12 protein-coding genes are annotated in these 17558 nt (G+C 32.1%); 11 read left to right on the forward strand and 1 reads right to left on the reverse strand.

All coding sequences use genetic code 11. The features are described 5' to 3' along the window. Positions 1 to 102: 102 nt before the first annotated feature. Together sucC and sucD are read left to right on the forward strand one after the other, a co-directional pair. Entirely contained in the window at positions 103 to 1275 is a 1173-nt protein-coding gene (gene sucC / locus Q5I67_RS07845; RefSeq protein ID WP_296895987.1) for an ADP-forming succinate--CoA ligase subunit beta, read from the forward strand. A gap of 18 nt (positions 1276 to 1293) precedes the next feature. Continuing rightward, complete coding sequence (sucD, locus tag Q5I67_RS07850; protein WP_296895989.1) at positions 1294 to 2196, forward strand: succinate--CoA ligase subunit alpha; 903 nt, start codon at positions 1294 to 1296, stop codon at positions 2194 to 2196. A gap of 128 nt (positions 2197 to 2324) precedes the next feature. Here the strand turns inward: sucD and Q5I67_RS07855 are convergent, their stop codons facing one another. Next, positions 2325 to 3275: an L-lactate dehydrogenase gene (locus Q5I67_RS07855; protein ID WP_296895991.1), complete on the reverse strand. Its 951-nt coding sequence runs from the start codon at positions 3273 to 3275 to the stop codon at positions 2325 to 2327. Between the two features lie 318 nt (positions 3276 to 3593). Between Q5I67_RS07855 and Q5I67_RS07860 the strand changes: the two genes are divergently transcribed. The 9 genes from Q5I67_RS07860 to Q5I67_RS07900 all read left to right on the forward strand — a co-directional run bounded on the left by Q5I67_RS07860 (position 3594) and on the right by Q5I67_RS07900 (position 17440). Then, positions 3594 to 4631 (forward strand): rod shape-determining protein, encoded by a 1038-nt coding sequence (locus Q5I67_RS07860; protein WP_302486949.1) that lies wholly within the window; start codon positions 3594 to 3596, stop codon positions 4629 to 4631. Between the two features lie 151 nt (positions 4632 to 4782). Then, a complete protein-coding gene (locus Q5I67_RS07865; protein ID WP_302486950.1) occupies positions 4783 to 6168 on the forward strand; it encodes a phosphodiester glycosidase family protein in 1386 nt (461 codons plus the stop codon). Positions 6169 to 6267: 99 nt separating this feature from the next. Beyond that, on the forward strand, positions 6268 to 6573 hold the full coding sequence (locus Q5I67_RS07870) for a biotin/lipoyl-containing protein (RefSeq protein ID WP_296895998.1): 306 nt from the start codon (positions 6268 to 6270) through the stop codon (positions 6571 to 6573). 28 nt (positions 6574 to 6601) lie between these two features. After that, positions 6602 to 8698, forward strand: coding sequence for a SpoIVB peptidase S55 domain-containing protein (locus Q5I67_RS07875; RefSeq protein WP_302486951.1), 2097 nt, complete (start codon positions 6602 to 6604; stop codon positions 8696 to 8698). Between the two features lie 143 nt (positions 8699 to 8841). Then, positions 8842 to 9612, forward strand: a complete 771-nt coding sequence (locus tag Q5I67_RS07880) for an ABC transporter permease (RefSeq protein WP_296897661.1) — start codon at positions 8842 to 8844, stop codon at positions 9610 to 9612. 9 nt (positions 9613 to 9621) lie between these two features. Beyond that, positions 9622 to 10359 (forward strand): ABC transporter ATP-binding protein, encoded by a 738-nt coding sequence (locus Q5I67_RS07885; protein WP_296897663.1) that lies wholly within the window; start codon positions 9622 to 9624, stop codon positions 10357 to 10359. 4 nt (positions 10360 to 10363) lie between these two features. After that, entirely contained in the window at positions 10364 to 11644 is a 1281-nt protein-coding gene (locus Q5I67_RS07890; RefSeq protein ID WP_296897665.1) for an MlaD family protein, read from the forward strand. Positions 11645 to 11662: 18 nt separating this feature from the next. Then, positions 11663 to 12994: a TolC family protein gene (locus Q5I67_RS07895; RefSeq protein WP_302486952.1), complete on the forward strand. Its 1332-nt coding sequence runs from the start codon at positions 11663 to 11665 to the stop codon at positions 12992 to 12994. Between the two features lie 126 nt (positions 12995 to 13120). Continuing rightward, positions 13121 to 17440: a translocation/assembly module TamB domain-containing protein gene (locus tag Q5I67_RS07900; RefSeq protein ID WP_302486953.1), complete on the forward strand. Its 4320-nt coding sequence runs from the start codon at positions 13121 to 13123 to the stop codon at positions 17438 to 17440. Positions 17441 to 17558 lie beyond the last annotated feature (118 nt).

Consider the following 17558-nt stretch of genomic DNA (forward strand, 5'->3'; position numbering starts at 1 on the left):
AAAATTAATTTGAGACAATAAGTATCTATAAGCACTTATTATTTAAAATTAATTTAAAATTATATTTTATATTGCAATAAAAAACCGAGGAGGTTATTTTGAGTGAACATTCACGAATATCAGGCTAAACAAATTTTTAGAGAATTTGGCGTTACAGTGCCAAATGGTGTACCTGCTTTTTCTGTAGATGAAGCTGTAGCTGGTGCAAAAGAAAAATTAGAAGGTCCAGTATATGTTGTAAAAGCACAAATTCATGCTGGTGGTCGTGGTAAAGCTGGCGGTGTAAAACTTGCTAAGTCTTTAGATGAAGTACAAACTTATGCAAATGAAATCTTGGGTAAAGTACTTGTTACAAAACAAACTGGCCCAGATGGCAAAAAAGTAAATCGTCTCTTAATTGAAGAAGGCTGTAAATTTAAAAAAGAATTATATCTAAGCTTTACAGTTGATCGTGTTTCCTCCAGAGTGGTTATGATTGGTTCTGAAGAAGGCGGTATGGAAATTGAAGAAGTAGCAGCTAAAACTCCAGAAAAAATCTTTAAAGAATATATTGATCCATTATTAGGGCTTACTTCTTATCAAGCAACTCGCATGGCTTTCAAAATGAACTTTACTCCAGCTTCTGTACGCAGTGCAGCAAGTTTAATGCAAAATCTTTATAAATTATTTATTGCTAAAGATTGTTCTTTGGCAGAAATTAATCCACTTGTAATTACTGAAGATGATAAAGTAATGGCTCTTGATGCTAAATTAAATTTTGATGATAGTGCATTATTCCGTCATCCAGAAATTCAGGCATTACGTGATGAATCAGAAGAAGATCATAAAGAACGTGAAGCTGCAGAGCTTGGCCTTAACTATGTAAATTTAGGCGGCGATGTTGCTTGTATGGTAAATGGTGCAGGTCTTGCAATGGCTACTGTTGATATCATTAAATATTATGGTGGAGAACCTGCAAACTTCTTGGATATCGGTGGACAAAGCTCTCCAGAAGATAATGCTAAGGCATTTAAAATTATGCTTGAAGGTGGTCAAGCAAAAGGTATTTTTGTTAATATCTTTGGTGGCATTAATAGATGTGATAAAGTGGCAGAAGGTATAGTACAAGCAAGTAAATTGATTGATCTTAATGTTCCAATTGTTGTACGTCTTGAAGGTACTAACGTTGAAGAAGGTCGCGAAATTTTGAAAAATGCAAATGTACCAGGTCTTATCATGGCAGAATCCATGGAGCAAGGTGCACAAAAAATTGTAGAATTAGTAAAAAATGCCTGATACGGGAGGGAATAGTTCGTGGGAATTTTTATTAATAAAGACACAAAAGTAATTGTACAAGGTGCAACTGGTAAAGTTGCAATGTTCCATACAGGACATATGCTTGAATATGGTACAAAAATAGTTGGCGGGGTAACACCTGGTAAAGGTGGACAAGTTGTTAATGGTGTACCAATTTTTAATACAGTAGAAGAAGCTGTTAAAGAAACAGGGGCAAATGCTTCTGTAGTATTCGTACCAGCAAGATTTGCAGCAGATAGTATTTTAGAAGCTATCGATGCTGAACTTGATATTGTTGTATGTGTAACAGAACATATTCCTGTATTAGATATGGTAAAAGTTCATCGTGCTTTAGAAGGTAAGAAAACTCGTCTTATCGGTCCAAACTGCCCTGGTATTATGACAACAGATGAATGTAATATCGGTATTATTCCAGGAAAAATTCATCGTAAAGGTCATATCGGTATTGTATCTCGCTCTGGTACATTGACTTATGAAGCTATGGATCAGATGACAAAAGCAGGTCTTGGTCAGACAACTATCGTAGGTATCGGTGGAGACCCTGTAAAAGGCACAGATTTCATTGATGTATTAAAAGCATTTAATGAAGATCCAGAAACTAAAGCTGTTATGATGATTGGTGAAATTGGTGGTACAGCTGAAGAAGATGCTGCTGCATGGATTAAAGCAAACATGAAAAAACCTGTAGCTGCTTTCATCAGTGGTCAGCAGGCTCCTCCAGGTAAACGTATGGGCCATGCTGGTGCAATCATTGCAGGTGGCAAAGGCTCTGCTGCTGATAAAATTAAAGCTTTAAATGAAGTGGGTATTGAAGTTGCTAAAACTGTAGCTCATATGGGCGATACTATGGTAGATACACTTAAAAAAGCTGGTATTTATGAAGAATGTAAAACTTGCTAATTAAAGTGAGTTATAAAAAATGCGAACTTAAATTTGAGTTCGCATTTTTTTATATTATTTAATTTAATGATGATTTGAATTAATAAAAAAGCCCTCAGTTAATCTGAGGGCTTTAATTTTAAAATGATTTATTCTTTAGCACTAGCGATAGCTTTTTTTACACTTTCAGCAGAAGCATAGAGTAAGTCAAGTTCTTCTTTTGGAAGATGTGGAGCGAAAGAACGAACGATACCATCAGCACAGATCATACGAGGAATGCTGAGTGCTACATCAGTTAAACCATATTCGCCTTCTAATACAGCGGACATAGGTAAGATTGTATGTTCATTGTACATGAAGGATTTTGTGAAACGAGCAGCTACCATTGCGATACCAGTGTTTGTATAACCTTTTAAGTTAATGATATCATAAGCTCTGTTTACAAGTGCTTGTTCGATAGCTTTTTTATCGAGTTTATCATCGAAGTGGAAGTATTCATCAACATGTTCAAGACCGAGACCAGCAACGTTTACTGTACTCCATGCAGTGAATGCAGAGTTACCATGTTCACCGAGAACATAACCGTGAATATTTTTAGGGTCGATATGATAACGGTCAGCAATAATTCTGCGTAAACGGAATGTTTCAAGCATTGTACCAGTACCGATGATTTTTTCACGTGGATAATCAAACTGTGTAGAAACATGATATGTAGCTACATCAAGAGGATTAGTAATCATGAGAATAAGTGCATTTTTAGTGTATTTTACGATTTCGGACATAACACTGCTCATGATTTTGCAGTTTGTTTTAGATAAGATGAGACGGTCAGGTTTTTCACCAGGTTTAATGCTAGGACCAGCAGTGATAATGATTAAATCAGCATCTTTGCAGTCGGAGTAGTCACCATGATAAGTTCTGATATTAAGGCTGTGAATACAAGATGTTGCATCGTTAGCATCAAGAGCTTCACCTTTACATTTATTTTCATTTAAATCGATAAGTGCGATTTCAGAAGCAAGTTGAAAATCTAAAAGTTTTGTAAGTACAGCAGAACCTACATTACTAGCCCCAACGATGACAACTTTCCCTTTAAACATTATAATATACCCCCTAATTTATACTAATTATTATGACCTCATAATAACACTTGAAATAATTGTTGTCAATTAGCATATATATAATATATATTAATAATTATATAATATTTGTTTATATATAAATAGATATTATAAATACATAAATATAAACTTTTAGCATTGGCAAATAATATTAAAATTTAGAATAGATGTACATTTTATTTTAAAGGGATTTATAATAGCTTTTTCTTGCCAAATTAATATATGTATTATATATTATAAAGTATTAAATGTAGATAATTAACTTATTAATTTGCTAAGAGAAGGGAAGTAGGATTAATGTTTGGAATGTCCATGGATATTGGGATTGACCTTGGAACAGCGAATGTCCTTATTTATATAAAAGGTAAAGGTATTGTTATGCGTGAGCCTTCTGTTGTGGCTATCGATAATGATACTAATCGTATTTTGGCTATTGGTGAAGAAGCTCGCCGTATGATTGGACGTACTCCTGGAAATATCGTAGCTATAAGACCACTTAGAGATGGTGTTATTGCTGATTATGATATCACTGAACAAATGATTAGATATTTTATAGGTAAAGTGTCTGGACGTCGTTTTATGTTTAGACCTCGTGTGATGATATGTGTACCTTCTCGAATAACTACAGTAGAAAAAAGAGCTGTTCAAGAAGCTGCAATGCAAGCTGGTGCTAGTCATGCTGAACTTATTGAAGAACCTATGGCAGCAGCTATGGGGGCAGGTCTTGATGTATCTGAACCAAATGGTTGTATGGTAGTAGATATCGGTGGTGGCACAACAGACGTAGCTGTAATTAGTCTAGGCGGTGTAGTTGTAAGTGATTCACTTCGTATGGCTGGAGATAAATTCGATGATTGCATTATCACTTATATAAAAAATAAACATAATGTAATGATTGGTGAACGTACAGCTGAAAATATTAAAATTCAAGTAGGACAAGCTTTTGCAGGAGCTCGTGATGAAAAAATTGAAATTCGTGGTCGTGATTTAATTACAGGACTTCCAAAAACAATTGAAGTAAAATCTGACGAAGTAAGTGAAGCTTTAGCAGAACCTGTATCCGCCATTGTACAATGTGTAAAACGAGTATTAGAAGATACTCCACCAGAACTTTCTTCTGATATTATGGATAGAGGTATAATCATGACTGGTGGCGGTGCAATGCTTTATGGTTTAGATAGTTTAATTCAAAAAGAAACAGGAATTACTACTTATTTAGCAGATGATCCATTAACTTGTGTAGCTATTGGTACAGGTAAAGCTCTTGAATATATGGATAAAATTACTAGAATTCGTAAAAAACCAAATGGTAATGAACGAAAAATAGAAGAATAAAAAGAAGACTGCATTAGCAGTCTTTTTTTCTTAAGAAAAATAAAATATATTTAGCAAATAAAATATGTAATAGATAAAGGATTAAGAGACAATGAATTTAAAAAGAATATTTATATTTTTGATGGTGGGAATGTGTATATTCCAATTGTCTATGGCAAGTGCTAAATCCAAAGTAGATTTAAGCAAAGATATAAAAACACAAGAGGCCTCTCAAGTTGTTGATAAACCAATAATAAATACAATTCGTTATAGTAAATCTTCAGATAAAGTTAGAATTGTTTTTGATTTAAACAAAGATACTAAATATGATGTGAAACAACAGCAAAATGGCGATATAATGGTAGATTTTTCAGAACCTATAGATAAACAATATTTAAATGGTATCAATGTGAATGATGATATTGTGCCATTTATGGAAGTTTATAGTGATGATAAAACTAGTTGTGTTGTCATTAAGATTGCCGATAATAGTGCATATGATATGGGTGAATTAAATAATCCAAGAAGATTATATATAGATGTGCAAAAAGATTATGAATATAGTATTACTAAAGAATTAGAACCAGGATTAACACAGATTTCTTATTACAGTAAAAAATCAGGTGTAAAACAGCAAGCTCAATTGGTAGAAGTTAGCCCTAAATATTTTAAATTTGTGCCAGTTTTAGGTGGCGGTGATAAAATGGCTAAAAACACAGTATCGGCGATGTCTGATTATGTAAATGCAGCTGTTGCAGAAAATGCTTCTTATTTTGGTCCTGGCAGGGAATTATATGGTGTGACTAAAATTGCTGGAGATTTAGTTTCTTCAATGTATTTGACTCGTACTGCCTTTGGTGTATTATCCGATGGGACACCTTATATTGATGATGTAAGTTATAGTGGAATTGTACAAAGTAAAAATGGAGATCTATATGTTTCTGGTTTAAATGGTACAAGAACAAGTGATAGTGTAATGTTATATAATCAATATTATGGAAAAACAACAGGAACAGATAATAGTGGCATTGAATATGTAGTAAAAGATAATAAAATTGTGAAGATAAATAATGGAAATAGTATTTTAAAGCCTGGCGAAATTGTTGTATCTGCAACAGGTAATGGAAAAAATATACTATCAGGTTTAAATGTAGGTGATGATTTAGTAATAAATCAGATTTTAAATACTCCATGGGACAGTGCTACAGATATTTTAGGTGTAGGACCTCGTTTAGTAAAAGATGGTCAAGTTGATATAACTTCTGCTGTAGAACAAATTGGACCAGATGTTACAGGAGCTAGAGCACCTAGAACAGCAGTGGGAATTTTAAGAAATGGGAATGTGTTATTTGCCGTTTTAGATGGCAGACAAGCTCATAGTAAAGGTATGATGCTTGATGAATTCGCTAGATTTTTAATTGGCATGGATGTTGTTGAGGCCGTTAATTTTGATGGAGGCGGTTCTTCTGAATTAGTTATCGGTGGGAAAATAGTAAATTCTCCATCAGATGGAATGGAAAGACCAGTGGCTACAGCACTTACGGCTGTACGTCGTTAACTTGTTTAGAATACAATGATATGGTATTATCAAAATAGGATAATTTTAATTTGAATTTGATGGAAGTAATAAATAATAAAGAAAAGGGAAGTGATATAAATGAAAAGACAATATCTAATCGTATCGGTATTCATAGCATTAGTATTGTTGTTAACGACGGTAGGATGGGCTATGGAAAATAAACAAGTAGAGCAAAAAGCAGTACTTGCAGGAACTGTAAGTTCAACAATAGCAGAAGGTACTAGTGTAAAAATGGGAGATTCTCTAGTGGAAATATCTACACTTACAGGTACTTCAGCGGCGGCTAGAGCTACTGTAAATGGTGTAGTAAAACAAGTTTTAGTAAAAGTTGGTGATAATATAACACCAAATCAAGTAGTAGTATATGTTGAACAGATAGAATAATGAGAGAAAGAGAATTGGTGTAGTATTAATGATAAAATATTTAGTAACGATATGCTTGATGTTGTTATTGTATACAAATTCTGCATTAGCTATGCCTCCAATAATGAAAACTTCAGAATTGAGACCAGGTATGCAAGGTTATGCAGAAACTGTAGTTCAAGGAGCACAGAAAGTTAGTTTTAATGTGGAAATAATAGGTGTAGTGAACAATGGCAAAGGTTCGCCAAAACAGATATTAGCACGTGCATATGGGCCAATTATTGATGATACAAATGGCGTCATTCATGGAATGAGTGGTAGCCCTGTATATGTTGATGGGAAATTAATAGGAGCTGTAGCTAGAGCTGTAGGTCAAGATGTATTGCCATATAAATTTTATATAACACCTATTGAAGAGATGTTAGATATTTGGAATTTACCAGATCCGTTGACTGTAATTAATAAATCCAATATAAAAATAGTAGATATACCATCACTAGAAGAATATGAGAAAAATCAAGATGACTTTGATAAAAATATCGATAAAGAAGTGGAAAAATATAAATCTAAACATTTAGCAACACCTGAAGGAAAAGAAGCTGTGAAGGGTAAAGCTCAAAAACGTTTAGAAGAAATATTAAGTGGTATCGATATTGAAACGGAAGAAGATAAAAATAGTATTGATGATGAAGATATTGTGCAAACAGATAAAATTATAAAGGATTTGGAAGATAAATCTAAGACGACGATTGATGCTGATAAATTGGAAGAACATATATCATTGACAAGTTTTATCTTAAAAAGTTTGCAAAAAGAATATAAATCACAAGCAAGTGATTTATCTACGACTAAAATGATGCCTATTTATGTTTCTGGATTTAATGATAATGCGTTAAACTTTTTAGCAGAAAATTTGAAGTATAAGAATATGACACCATATGCTACAGGAGAATTTATCAGTAGTCCAATAGGAAATTCAGGTAGCGATATTAAAGAAAATGCAACTTTATCGGCGGGGGATCCTGTGGGTGTAGTTTTGGCTTATGGTGATTTTTCAGCTGGAGGAACAGGAACAGTAACTGCTGTTGATGGTAATAAGATATTAGGTTTTGGTCATGCAATGACTTATAAAGGAAATGTGAATTATTTTATGACAGAAGCGGATGTCATAGGCTCAGCAGGAGGCATTTTAAATGGTGTTAAGGTAAGCTCTTTTGGTAAAATTATTGGACGAATTAATCAAGACCGTTTTAATGGAGTAGCAGGTATATTAAATGAATATCCAGCATCTATTCCTGTAAGGGTAAAAGTTACGGATAGAAATTTAGGACAAGAGAAAACATTTGTTTCTAAAGTAGCGTATGATGAAGATATTTTGCCGACATTAGCTTCAAGTATAGTTTATGCTTCAATGGATAGAACAGCAGATAGAGCAAGCTATGGTACATCAAAAATAAAATTTACAATAATGACAGATGAAGTTCCAGAAGGGAAATTTGAACGAGAAAATATGTATTATGATCCCAAAGATGTTGGTCAATTTACCGTGGGAGAATTGACGCAAGCATTGTATTTCTTGTGTACAAATATGGAAAAACCTTCAAATATTTTGGATGTAAAAGTAGATGTGGATTTTACTTCTAGTAGAAAAACAGCTTCTATAGTGAGTGCTATCCCTGATAAAGAGGAAGCAAAACCAGGAGATTTAGTCAACTTTAGCGTGACATTAAAACCATATCGTCGAGAAAATGTAACAGTAACTATACCATACACCATTCCTAAAACTCAAAAAGAAGGTCAAATGTTTTTAGAGGTAAAAGGCGGTGGCTTTGTGCAATTAGCACAAGTCTTACAAAGTGGATTAGCAGCGACACCACAAGATGCGGCTAATTTATCTACAGTTGACCGCTTAAATGATTTAAAAAATTTAAACAAGAATAATGAAATAGTTATTTCACCGACAATTGACACACAAAGTGAAGTTGATCAGGATAAAGCGATAAAAGAAGCAATAAAATTATCAGAAGAAATCGGTAAGATGAGCAAAAAAGAACGAGAAGAATTTAACAAAAATCGTGAAAGTAAAATATCTACGGATTATGTAGTAGATAATTTTATTCAAACAAGCATAAAAATTAAAAAATGATTAAAAGCTTAAAAAAAAGTAAATAACTATTTACTATTTTTAAATTCATTGCTAAAATCGAATAGTGAGAAAATATCCGTGAGTCTTTCTCACGGATATTTTTTTCAATGGACTTAATAGCTATAAAGTTGAGGATTTATAAAATGATAATAGGATTTTTTGAAAAAATAGGAAGATTTGTTATTGGTCATTTAGAGACGTTAGGACAATTTACTATTTTGGTTGGTAATACAATTGCACAATTGAGATATCCTCCGAGGATGCGACATGTTTTTCAGCAAATGTCACATTTAGGTGTAGATACTTTACCTATAATAACACTTACTATGCTGTTTACAGGTATGGTAATAACATTACAAACTGCTACAGAATTTATTCGTTTAGGAGCACAATCTACAGTTGGTGGTATAGTAACTATTGCAGTAGGTCGTGAACTAGGGCCAGTTTTAGCAGGAGTTGTAACAGCTGGTAGAGTTGGTGCTGCGATTACAGCAGAAATCAGTACAATGAAAGTAACAGAACAGATAGATGCTTTGAAAGTCATGGCGACTAATCCTATTGGTTATTTAGTAGTACCTAGATTAATAGCTTGTATGTTTATGTTGCCTATTTTGGTAGTATTTGGTGATGTCATTGGCTCAATTGGTGGCTGGATGGTAGCTGAATATTATGATATTAATATATATATGTATTTGCATTCTATTGATACTTTTGTGGATGTTCATGATATAACAGGTGGTTTAATAAAGTCTATTGTATTTGGTGCAATTATTGCTATTGTAGGCTGTTATTATGGACTTAATGCTCAAAATGGCGCTGAAGGTGTAGGTAAAGCGACGACTCGTTCTGTTGTAATTTCCATTATTGTTATATTTTTTAGCAATTGCTTATTGTCCATGTTGCTTTATCGTTGAGGTGGTATAATGATAAAAGTAGTCAACCTATATAAATATTTTAAAGATAGATTGATTTTGAAAAATATTAATTTTGAAGTTAATAAGGGAGAAACTTTAGTTATAATTGGTGGTAGTGGTTCAGGAAAATCGACTTTATTAAAATTATTAATTGGATTATTACAGCCAAATGAAGGTCAAATTTTTATTGATGATAAAGAAATATCAAACTTAAAAGAAGATGAATTAGATAAAGTTCGTTTGAATATGGGAATGGTATTTCAGTATTCAGCATTATTTGATTCTATGACTGTTGGTGACAATGTAGGTTTTGGCTTAAGAGAGCATAGTAAATTATCTACTAAAGAAATTAAAGAAATAGTAGAGGAAAAATTAAAATTAGTAGGATTATCTGGTTTTGCTAATTATATGCCAAATGAGTTATCTGGTGGTATGAAAAAACGCGTTAGTTTAGCCAGAGCAATTGCTTTTGAACCTAAAATTCTCTTGTATGATGAGCCAAGTTCAGGATTAGATCCAATTACGTCAGCGAAAATAGATGAACTTATTGTGCAGATGCAAAAATTATTAGGTGTTACTTCGATTGTAGTAACACATGATATGAAAAGTGCATTTTATATTGCAGATAGAATAGCTATGTTGTATCAAGGTGAAATGATAGCTATAGGTACTCCAGATGAAATAAGGAATTCTACAGATAGTAGAGTTTTAGAGTTTATAGATGTTAGTAAAATAAGAAAGAGGTGAAATAATGTCCAATGAAGCGAAAGTAGGCATATTTACAACAGTAGGATTGGCTTTATTGATTGGTATTATAGTTTATTTAAGTGGCTTTAATTTTGGTAAAGATAAAGATTATTCTTTTGATATTACATTTAATCAAGTTACAGGATTAAAGATAGGTGCTGGTGTTAGTTATGCGGGTATTGACGCAGGAAGAGTATCCTCAATTGAAGCTTATAAAGATAAAGCAAAAGTTACTGTTGTTATAAAAGGAAATATGCAAATAGCAAAGGATTCTTTATTTACAATTAGTAGTGATGGACTGATGGGAGAAAAATTTATCAGCATTATGCCACCACAACATCCAAAAGGTGAATACTTGGTAGGTGGCGAAACTGTAGATGGTGTTGATGAAAGAGGATTGGATTATTTATTGACACAGGCTAGTTTGACTTTAGATGATGTAAAGGGCTTGATAAAAAGCATGAATGATATTTTGGGAAATAAAGATGTACAAAATTCATTAATTCAGACAGCAATAAATCTTAAAGATTTGACTGGCAATATGAATCAATTGATGCAGGTAATGTCCACTTTAGCAGTTAACAACCAGCAGGATATAGATAATATGATCAAGAATTTATCAGCAATGACCTCAAGTATGGCTAAAGCAGCAGATGAAATTGAAGTCATGATAAATGATTTCTCTGGTGATGGTGAAACTGCTAATAATATGAAAATCGCTATTGCTAATTTATCAGCAACTAGTGAAAGTGTGAAAAAGATGGCAACTAATATGGAAACTGTAGTTGCAGATCCACAAACAGCACAGAGTTTAAAAAATATAATCAGCAATGCAGATAATATATCACAGCGTGCAGACAATATGATGAGTAAAGTATCATCTATTGAGGTTAAGCCTGGTATAGAAGCCTTATACAGTGGTGGGCAATCTGAATGGATGGTAAATGCAGATGTAAAGGTATATACAGATCCTAATTCTTTTTTGCTGATAGGAGCTGATGATATTGGCGGAGATGATAGTGGAACTAATCTACAAGTAGGTACAGGAAATGGTATTTTTACGGGTAGAGGTGGTTTGGTTGATGATAAAGTCGGTGTAGGTGTTGATTTAAAAGCAGGAGATAAGGGAAAAATCTCTGTAGATGCTTATGATCCCAATGATTTAAGAGTAAAATTAAAAGGACAATATGAGATTGCACAAGATACTTATTTGATAGGTCAAATAAAAGACATTAATGATTCAGATGAAAGAGCCGCTTATGTAGGCTTAAGACATGAATTTTAATTTAGGAGGATTTGAAAAATGAATAAAAAGTCTTTAAATAAAACAATAACTGCAGTGTTATTAAGTGGCTCATTATTTTTAGGTGGTAGTAATTTAGCTTTTGCACAAGATACTGTGGATTTAACTTTAGATAATACAGTTGAAATGGCATTAGAAAATAATAGAACTATAAAACAAGCTGTATATGATACAGATTCAGCTCGTTGGGCGTTGAGTGAAGCAAAAGGACAAAAAGGTTTTTCTATTAGTTGGCAAACAGCAGCTGCTGCCGTTGGTGGAGAAACGTATGATTTACAAAATAGAGATTCTAGCTATCAAAATGTAGTGGAAGCTTCTATTCCATTATATACAGGTGGACAATTAGAAAATAATATTAAAGGCAAAGAAATTGGTGTAGATATCAGTGATTTGACTTTAGAAAATACAAAACAACAGATTAAATATGATACAACAAAAGGCTATTATAATATTTTACAATGTCGTAATTTAGTAGGTGTAAATCAGGAAACTGTGGATCAGTTACAAGCACATTTGGATACAGTTAATGCTAAATATGCTGCAGGTACAGTAGCTAAATCAGATGTATTGCGTTCTCAAGTAGAGTTAGCAGATGCTAAACAAAATCTTGTAAATGCAGAAAATAATTATGATTTATCTATTTCATCTTTAAATAATTTAATTGGTTTACCTATTGATACTAAAATCAATATTCAAGATGAATTAAAATATACAAAATATGATTTAAGTTTAGCTGAATGTATGGATTTGGCAATGAATAATCGTCCTGATGGTATTGCGGCAGCTAAATCTGTAGAACAAGCTAAAACAAGTGTGAAAGTAGCTCAAGCTGGTAATTTACCACAAGTTTCTGCTTATGCAAGTTATACTATTGATGGAGATGATGCTTTCAATAATGATGCTGCAGAACAATCTGAAATCGGGGTTAAAGCCAGCTGGAGTATTTTTGATAATAACGTAACTAAATCGCAAGTAAGACAAGCAGAAGCCGCATTAGCTAAAGCAGAAGAAAATGTTCAATATGTAAATGAAGGAATTCAATTAGAAGTACATCAAGCATATTTAAATTTACTTTCTGCGGAAAAAAATATTCAAACAACAAGTGTTGCCGTAAATCAAGCAAGTGAAGATTATAATATCGCACAAGTTCGTTATACAGCAGGTGTAGGAACTAATATTGATGTTATGGATGCTGCTGTAGCCTTAACTACGGCTAAAACAAATTATGTACAAGCTCTTTATGATTATAATGTAAGTAAGGCTCAATTAGATAAAGCAATGGGTCTTCCTGTTGATTTAGATGTACAAGCAGTAGCAGCAAAAACATATTAATAGTATTTTCTCTATAATGAAATCATGCTATACTAAAAACAGAATAAACTATTTAAACGGGAACTAAAATAGTTCCCGTTTCTTAGTATAGAGATTATTTAACTATTTAATATAGAGGTGAGTTAGATGCAAAAAAAGTCTAAAATTATTGTAGGAGTCAGTGTATTTATAATATTTTGTATAAGTTTGATGACTTTTTTATGGATAAACTCTCAATCTTTTAAGCAAGAAACGGCAAAGTTAATATCTAAACAAGTGGAAAATATTTTAGGTACAAAGATAAATATAGATTCTTTATATATTGTTTCTATGAATTCAGCAGCTATAGATGATGTGGAAATTTATGATAAACAAAATGAATTAATAGCTAAAGCTGATAAAGTTATTTTTACTGTAGATATTTTAGAGATACTGAAACAATCACCATTAGCGGGGTTAAGTGAAGTAGATGTAATTAATCCTGAAGCCAATATTATACAGCGTAGTGATGGTTCTTGGAATGTAGAAGATTTAATAGATAAAGATTCAACGACTCCAATAGATTTTAAAGGCATGGTCAAACTCGAAAATGGACAGGCTAAAATACGTTTTGAAGGTAAGCAATTATCTATAGATAAGATTAATTTAGAAGCTGATTGTGCAGATTTAACAGCTATAAATGTCAATGGTAGCTTAAATCATGATCAAGCTTTAGTGGAATTTGATGGTATTATTGGTGAAGCTATAAAAACTAATTTAGATGTAAAAGTTCAAGATGTAGATATTTTAAAATATTTGCCATTTATACCAGAAGAGTATTTAGCTAATGTTAATATAAAACAGGGCTTTATAAATAAAGCGGATATAACAATCAGTGGTAGTTTAGAAAATAAATATGTTTTAGATGGTTCCATTAATTTTGTTGATGGAGCATGTGAGGTATTAGGGCAAGATGTAGAAGATATAAACGGTCTTATTTTATTAAATAATAAAAATATACAATTATTTGTAAGTGGTAGTGCACAAGGTCAAAAAGTTGCTATTCATGGTAGTATTGAAGATTATATGAATGAGCCTCGTTTGCGATTGATTGCAGAAAGTAAAAGTTTTAAACCTGAATTATTTATTGAAGGTGTGCCATTTAGAGGCGATGTATCTTTTGTCAGTGCTATTTATGGTACATTGGATGATATTCGCATAGGGGCACAAATAAATTCTAAACTGGGATATGTATATGATTATCCTGTAGAAAATATAGATATTCAGGCTAGATATAGAGAAAATAAAGTTTTTGTCGATGATTTTAGGGCAGATTTTGCAGGTGGTTGGATTTGGGCATCAGGTCAATGCGATTTGACAGATTTAACTTATAAAGGTTCATTTAGAGCTTCAAATATAGATATATCTATATTTAATAATTATTTACCACAAGCAATTACAGGTAATGCTGTTATTCGCGGTGATTTTAAAGGTCAAGGTGTGGACTTTGATAATTTAGATATCAGTGGTCGTTTAGAGGTAAATAATGGTAGTTATGATAATATACCTATAGAAAAAATAGAGGCATCTTTTTATAAAGAAAAAGATGCACTTCAAGTTGACGCTTTAACAGCTAATTTTGCTAATGGAGGTAGATTAGCTGCTAAAGGTGGTATGCAAAAAGATGATATAAATGTAGATTTTTATGCTTCAAATGTAGATATGTCTTTAGTTAAAAATTATTTGCCTGATATTGATATTTCCGGAGATGCTAATTTTAGTGGTCAATTGTTTGGTCATATAGATAACCCTGTATTGAGAATTGATTTAATGGCAAAAGATGGCTCTATAATGAAGCAAACGTTTGATTCGCTATTGGTGAATGCTATTGGTAATTTAGATGGCATGCGTGTAGATAGATGTCAATTAATTAATAACGGTGAAATCACTCATGAAGCTACTGGTCTATTAGGTTTTAAGGGTAAACAATTCATTGATATGACAGTTAATACAAAACAGGCACGTGTAGAAAATTTAATACAAGCTGTTATGCCAGAACTTGAGATAACAGGAAATGTAGATAATAGTATACATCTTACGGGAAATTTGCAGGATATAAAAGCTACGGGTAAAGTTCATTTTTATGAAGGTAGTGCATATGGTATATTAATTACTCAAGTAGATGGAACATATGAATACAATGATGGCGATATAAAATTGAATAATTTCATCATAACGTCACCATTTATAAAGGCTACTTTAGATGGAACAATTGATAAAAATAAGGAAATGAACTTTAAATTTAAAGCTGACGAAATTTTAATTGATAAATTGCAAGTAGATTTGCCATATCCTGTGTCTGGTAAGGCAAGTTTTGATGGCATGTTGTCAGGAAAAGTTGGTGCATTAAATTTTGATGGTATTTTACAGGCTGATGATATTGTCTTAAATGGTGAAAATATAGATGATATTTATGGTCATTTGAAATTAGCTAATAGAATTTTGAGTTTAGAGCAGTTTAAATTTAAGCAAAATGACGGTGAATTTGATTTCAATGGAGCTGTAAATTTAAATACTAAGCAAGTTGAAGGTCAGGCTACAATAATTCAAGCTGATATTAATGCAGCTATGTCTATGGCTAATTTGAAAAATAGTTTATTAAATGGTAGATTTGATGGTTCGGCTCAGTTGAATGGCACATATGAAAATCCTCATGTAGATTTGAAGGGAACAATGGAAAATGGAACATTAAAAGATTATCCATTGCAAAATATTCAAATAGATGCTCAATTAGATAATAAAATTGTAAAAGTAAATAAATTCTATGGTGAGCAAGGTGAAGGAAAAGTAGCAGCTCAAGGTAGTGTGGACTTGGCGAATGGTCCAATTGATGCTCGTGTATCTGCTAGTAATATGGATGTAAATTTATTGACTCATTTATGTGATATGAATATAGATATAAATGGGGTAATGAATGGCGATATACAAGTTGGTGGTACAATTGATGATCCAACAGCAGATATTTCTATATATACTCAAGGTGATGGCACGCAATTTGATAATGCATATGCAATGGCAAATTTAAAAAATGGCGTAATTTATATTAATCAGATGGCGGCTAATAAGGGACAATGTGCGATAAAAGCTGAAGGTAGTATACCTATTGCTGCTTTAGAAGTAGATAAGAGAAATGAAGAAAATATAAATCAGCAAATGAATTTGAAGGTTTATCTAGAAAATACAGATTTAAATGTATTACCATCGTTTACACCATACGTAGAATGGTCAATGGGTAATGTTCAAGGTAGTTTAAATATTACAGGAACAGTACAAAAACCTAATTTTAAGGGAAATATATCTACTGTAGATAGTGCTATAAAATTTAAGTATGTAGATAGTCCATTAGAAAATATAAATGTAGATATAGATTTTGATCAAGATTTAATGACGATTAAACAATTTACCGGAAAAATGGGAGATGGCAACTATAATTTAATCGGAACAGCACATCTTACAAGTCAGGGAATTACAGGGTATAATTTTAATCTTGATTTAAATGATTTAGATATTGTATCGGATTATTATACAGGTCATTTAGTAGGAAATTTACAATTTAATGAAGTTGATTTTTATGGTAGAAAATTGCCGAAATTGACTACTAATCTTGATTTTAATAATATAGAAGTTTCTATGCCACCACTTCCAGAGACAACAGATACAATGCTTCCTGAAATGGTTTTAGATATTAATGTTAATTTGGGTGAAAATGTACATGCTTATGATGCACTATTATATGATTTATATATAAAAGGGGCATTCAATATAAAAGGAACGACAATACATCCTAAAGCTTCTGGAAGCTTAACAGTTGATAAGGGAACTATAAATGTATTAAAAACTATTTTTAATATTGAAGTAGGTAATATTGTATTTAATCAAGTGGATTCATTTTTCCCAAGTATAGACTTTTTGGCTATGACTAGACTTGATCGAACAAAAGTTTTTGTAAGTTTACAAGGACCATTAGATAAGCAACTAGAACCAAGATTATTTTCTGAACCAGCAATGAATGATGCAGAAATAATAAAATTGTTGGCTTTTAGAACGAATAGTAAAGATGGCAATTCTGGAGAATTGACAGAAGATGATATATTATCATTAGCAACAGTTGGACTACAGATGAGTTTCTTAAATGAAGTTGAAGGTACTTTGAGAAATGTATTAAATTTAGATGAATTTAGAATTTCTCGAGATAGTTTAACTGATAGTGCTAAGAAACGTTTTGATACAAATGATGATGATGTTTATAGCATTCAAATTGGTAAATATCTATCTGATAAGGTGATGCTTCGTTATACGAAAGGTATAAATTATGATTTAAATAGAGTAGGTTTACAATATTATATGAATGATAATATTGGTATAATCACTGAAATTGAAGATGATGGTGTTTATAATGTAAAATTAGAAATGCAGTGGAAATTTTAATTTATTTTTAAGATAGGTTTGTTATGATACTCATATCTTTTTGGGTATCATAACTTTTTTTTTATGAAAGATATTATTTTTCATACAGTTGTGATAAAATTACAGTATTGGTGAGTTG

The sequence above is a fragment of the uncultured Megamonas sp. genome (assembly GCF_958438645.1).
Taxonomy (GTDB): domain Bacteria; phylum Bacillota; class Negativicutes; order Selenomonadales; family Selenomonadaceae; genus Megamonas.

Excerpts from the sequence above, each read along its gene's own strand:
- Q5I67_RS07855 (WP_296895991.1), bottom strand. The coding sequence starts at position 3,275 with ATGTTTAAAGGGAAAGTTGTCATCGTTGGGGCTAGTAATGTAGGTTCT.
- Q5I67_RS07860 (WP_302486949.1), top strand. The coding sequence starts at position 3,594 with ATGTTTGGAATGTCCATGGATATTGGGATTGACCTTGGAACAGCGAAT.
- Q5I67_RS07865 (WP_302486950.1), top strand. The coding sequence starts at position 4,783 with ATGGCAAGTGCTAAATCCAAAGTAGATTTAAGCAAAGATATAAAAACA.
- Q5I67_RS07870 (WP_296895998.1), top strand. The coding sequence starts at position 6,268 with ATGAAAAGACAATATCTAATCGTATCGGTATTCATAGCATTAGTATTG.
- Q5I67_RS07875 (WP_302486951.1), top strand. The coding sequence starts at position 6,602 with ATGATAAAATATTTAGTAACGATATGCTTGATGTTGTTATTGTATACA.
- Q5I67_RS07880 (WP_296897661.1), top strand. The coding sequence starts at position 8,842 with ATGATAATAGGATTTTTTGAAAAAATAGGAAGATTTGTTATTGGTCAT.
- Q5I67_RS07885 (WP_296897663.1), top strand. The coding sequence starts at position 9,622 with ATGATAAAAGTAGTCAACCTATATAAATATTTTAAAGATAGATTGATT.
- Q5I67_RS07890 (WP_296897665.1), top strand. The coding sequence starts at position 10,364 with ATGTCCAATGAAGCGAAAGTAGGCATATTTACAACAGTAGGATTGGCT.
- Q5I67_RS07895 (WP_302486952.1), top strand. The coding sequence starts at position 11,663 with ATGAATAAAAAGTCTTTAAATAAAACAATAACTGCAGTGTTATTAAGT.
- Q5I67_RS07900 (WP_302486953.1), top strand. The coding sequence starts at position 13,121 with ATGCAAAAAAAGTCTAAAATTATTGTAGGAGTCAGTGTATTTATAATA.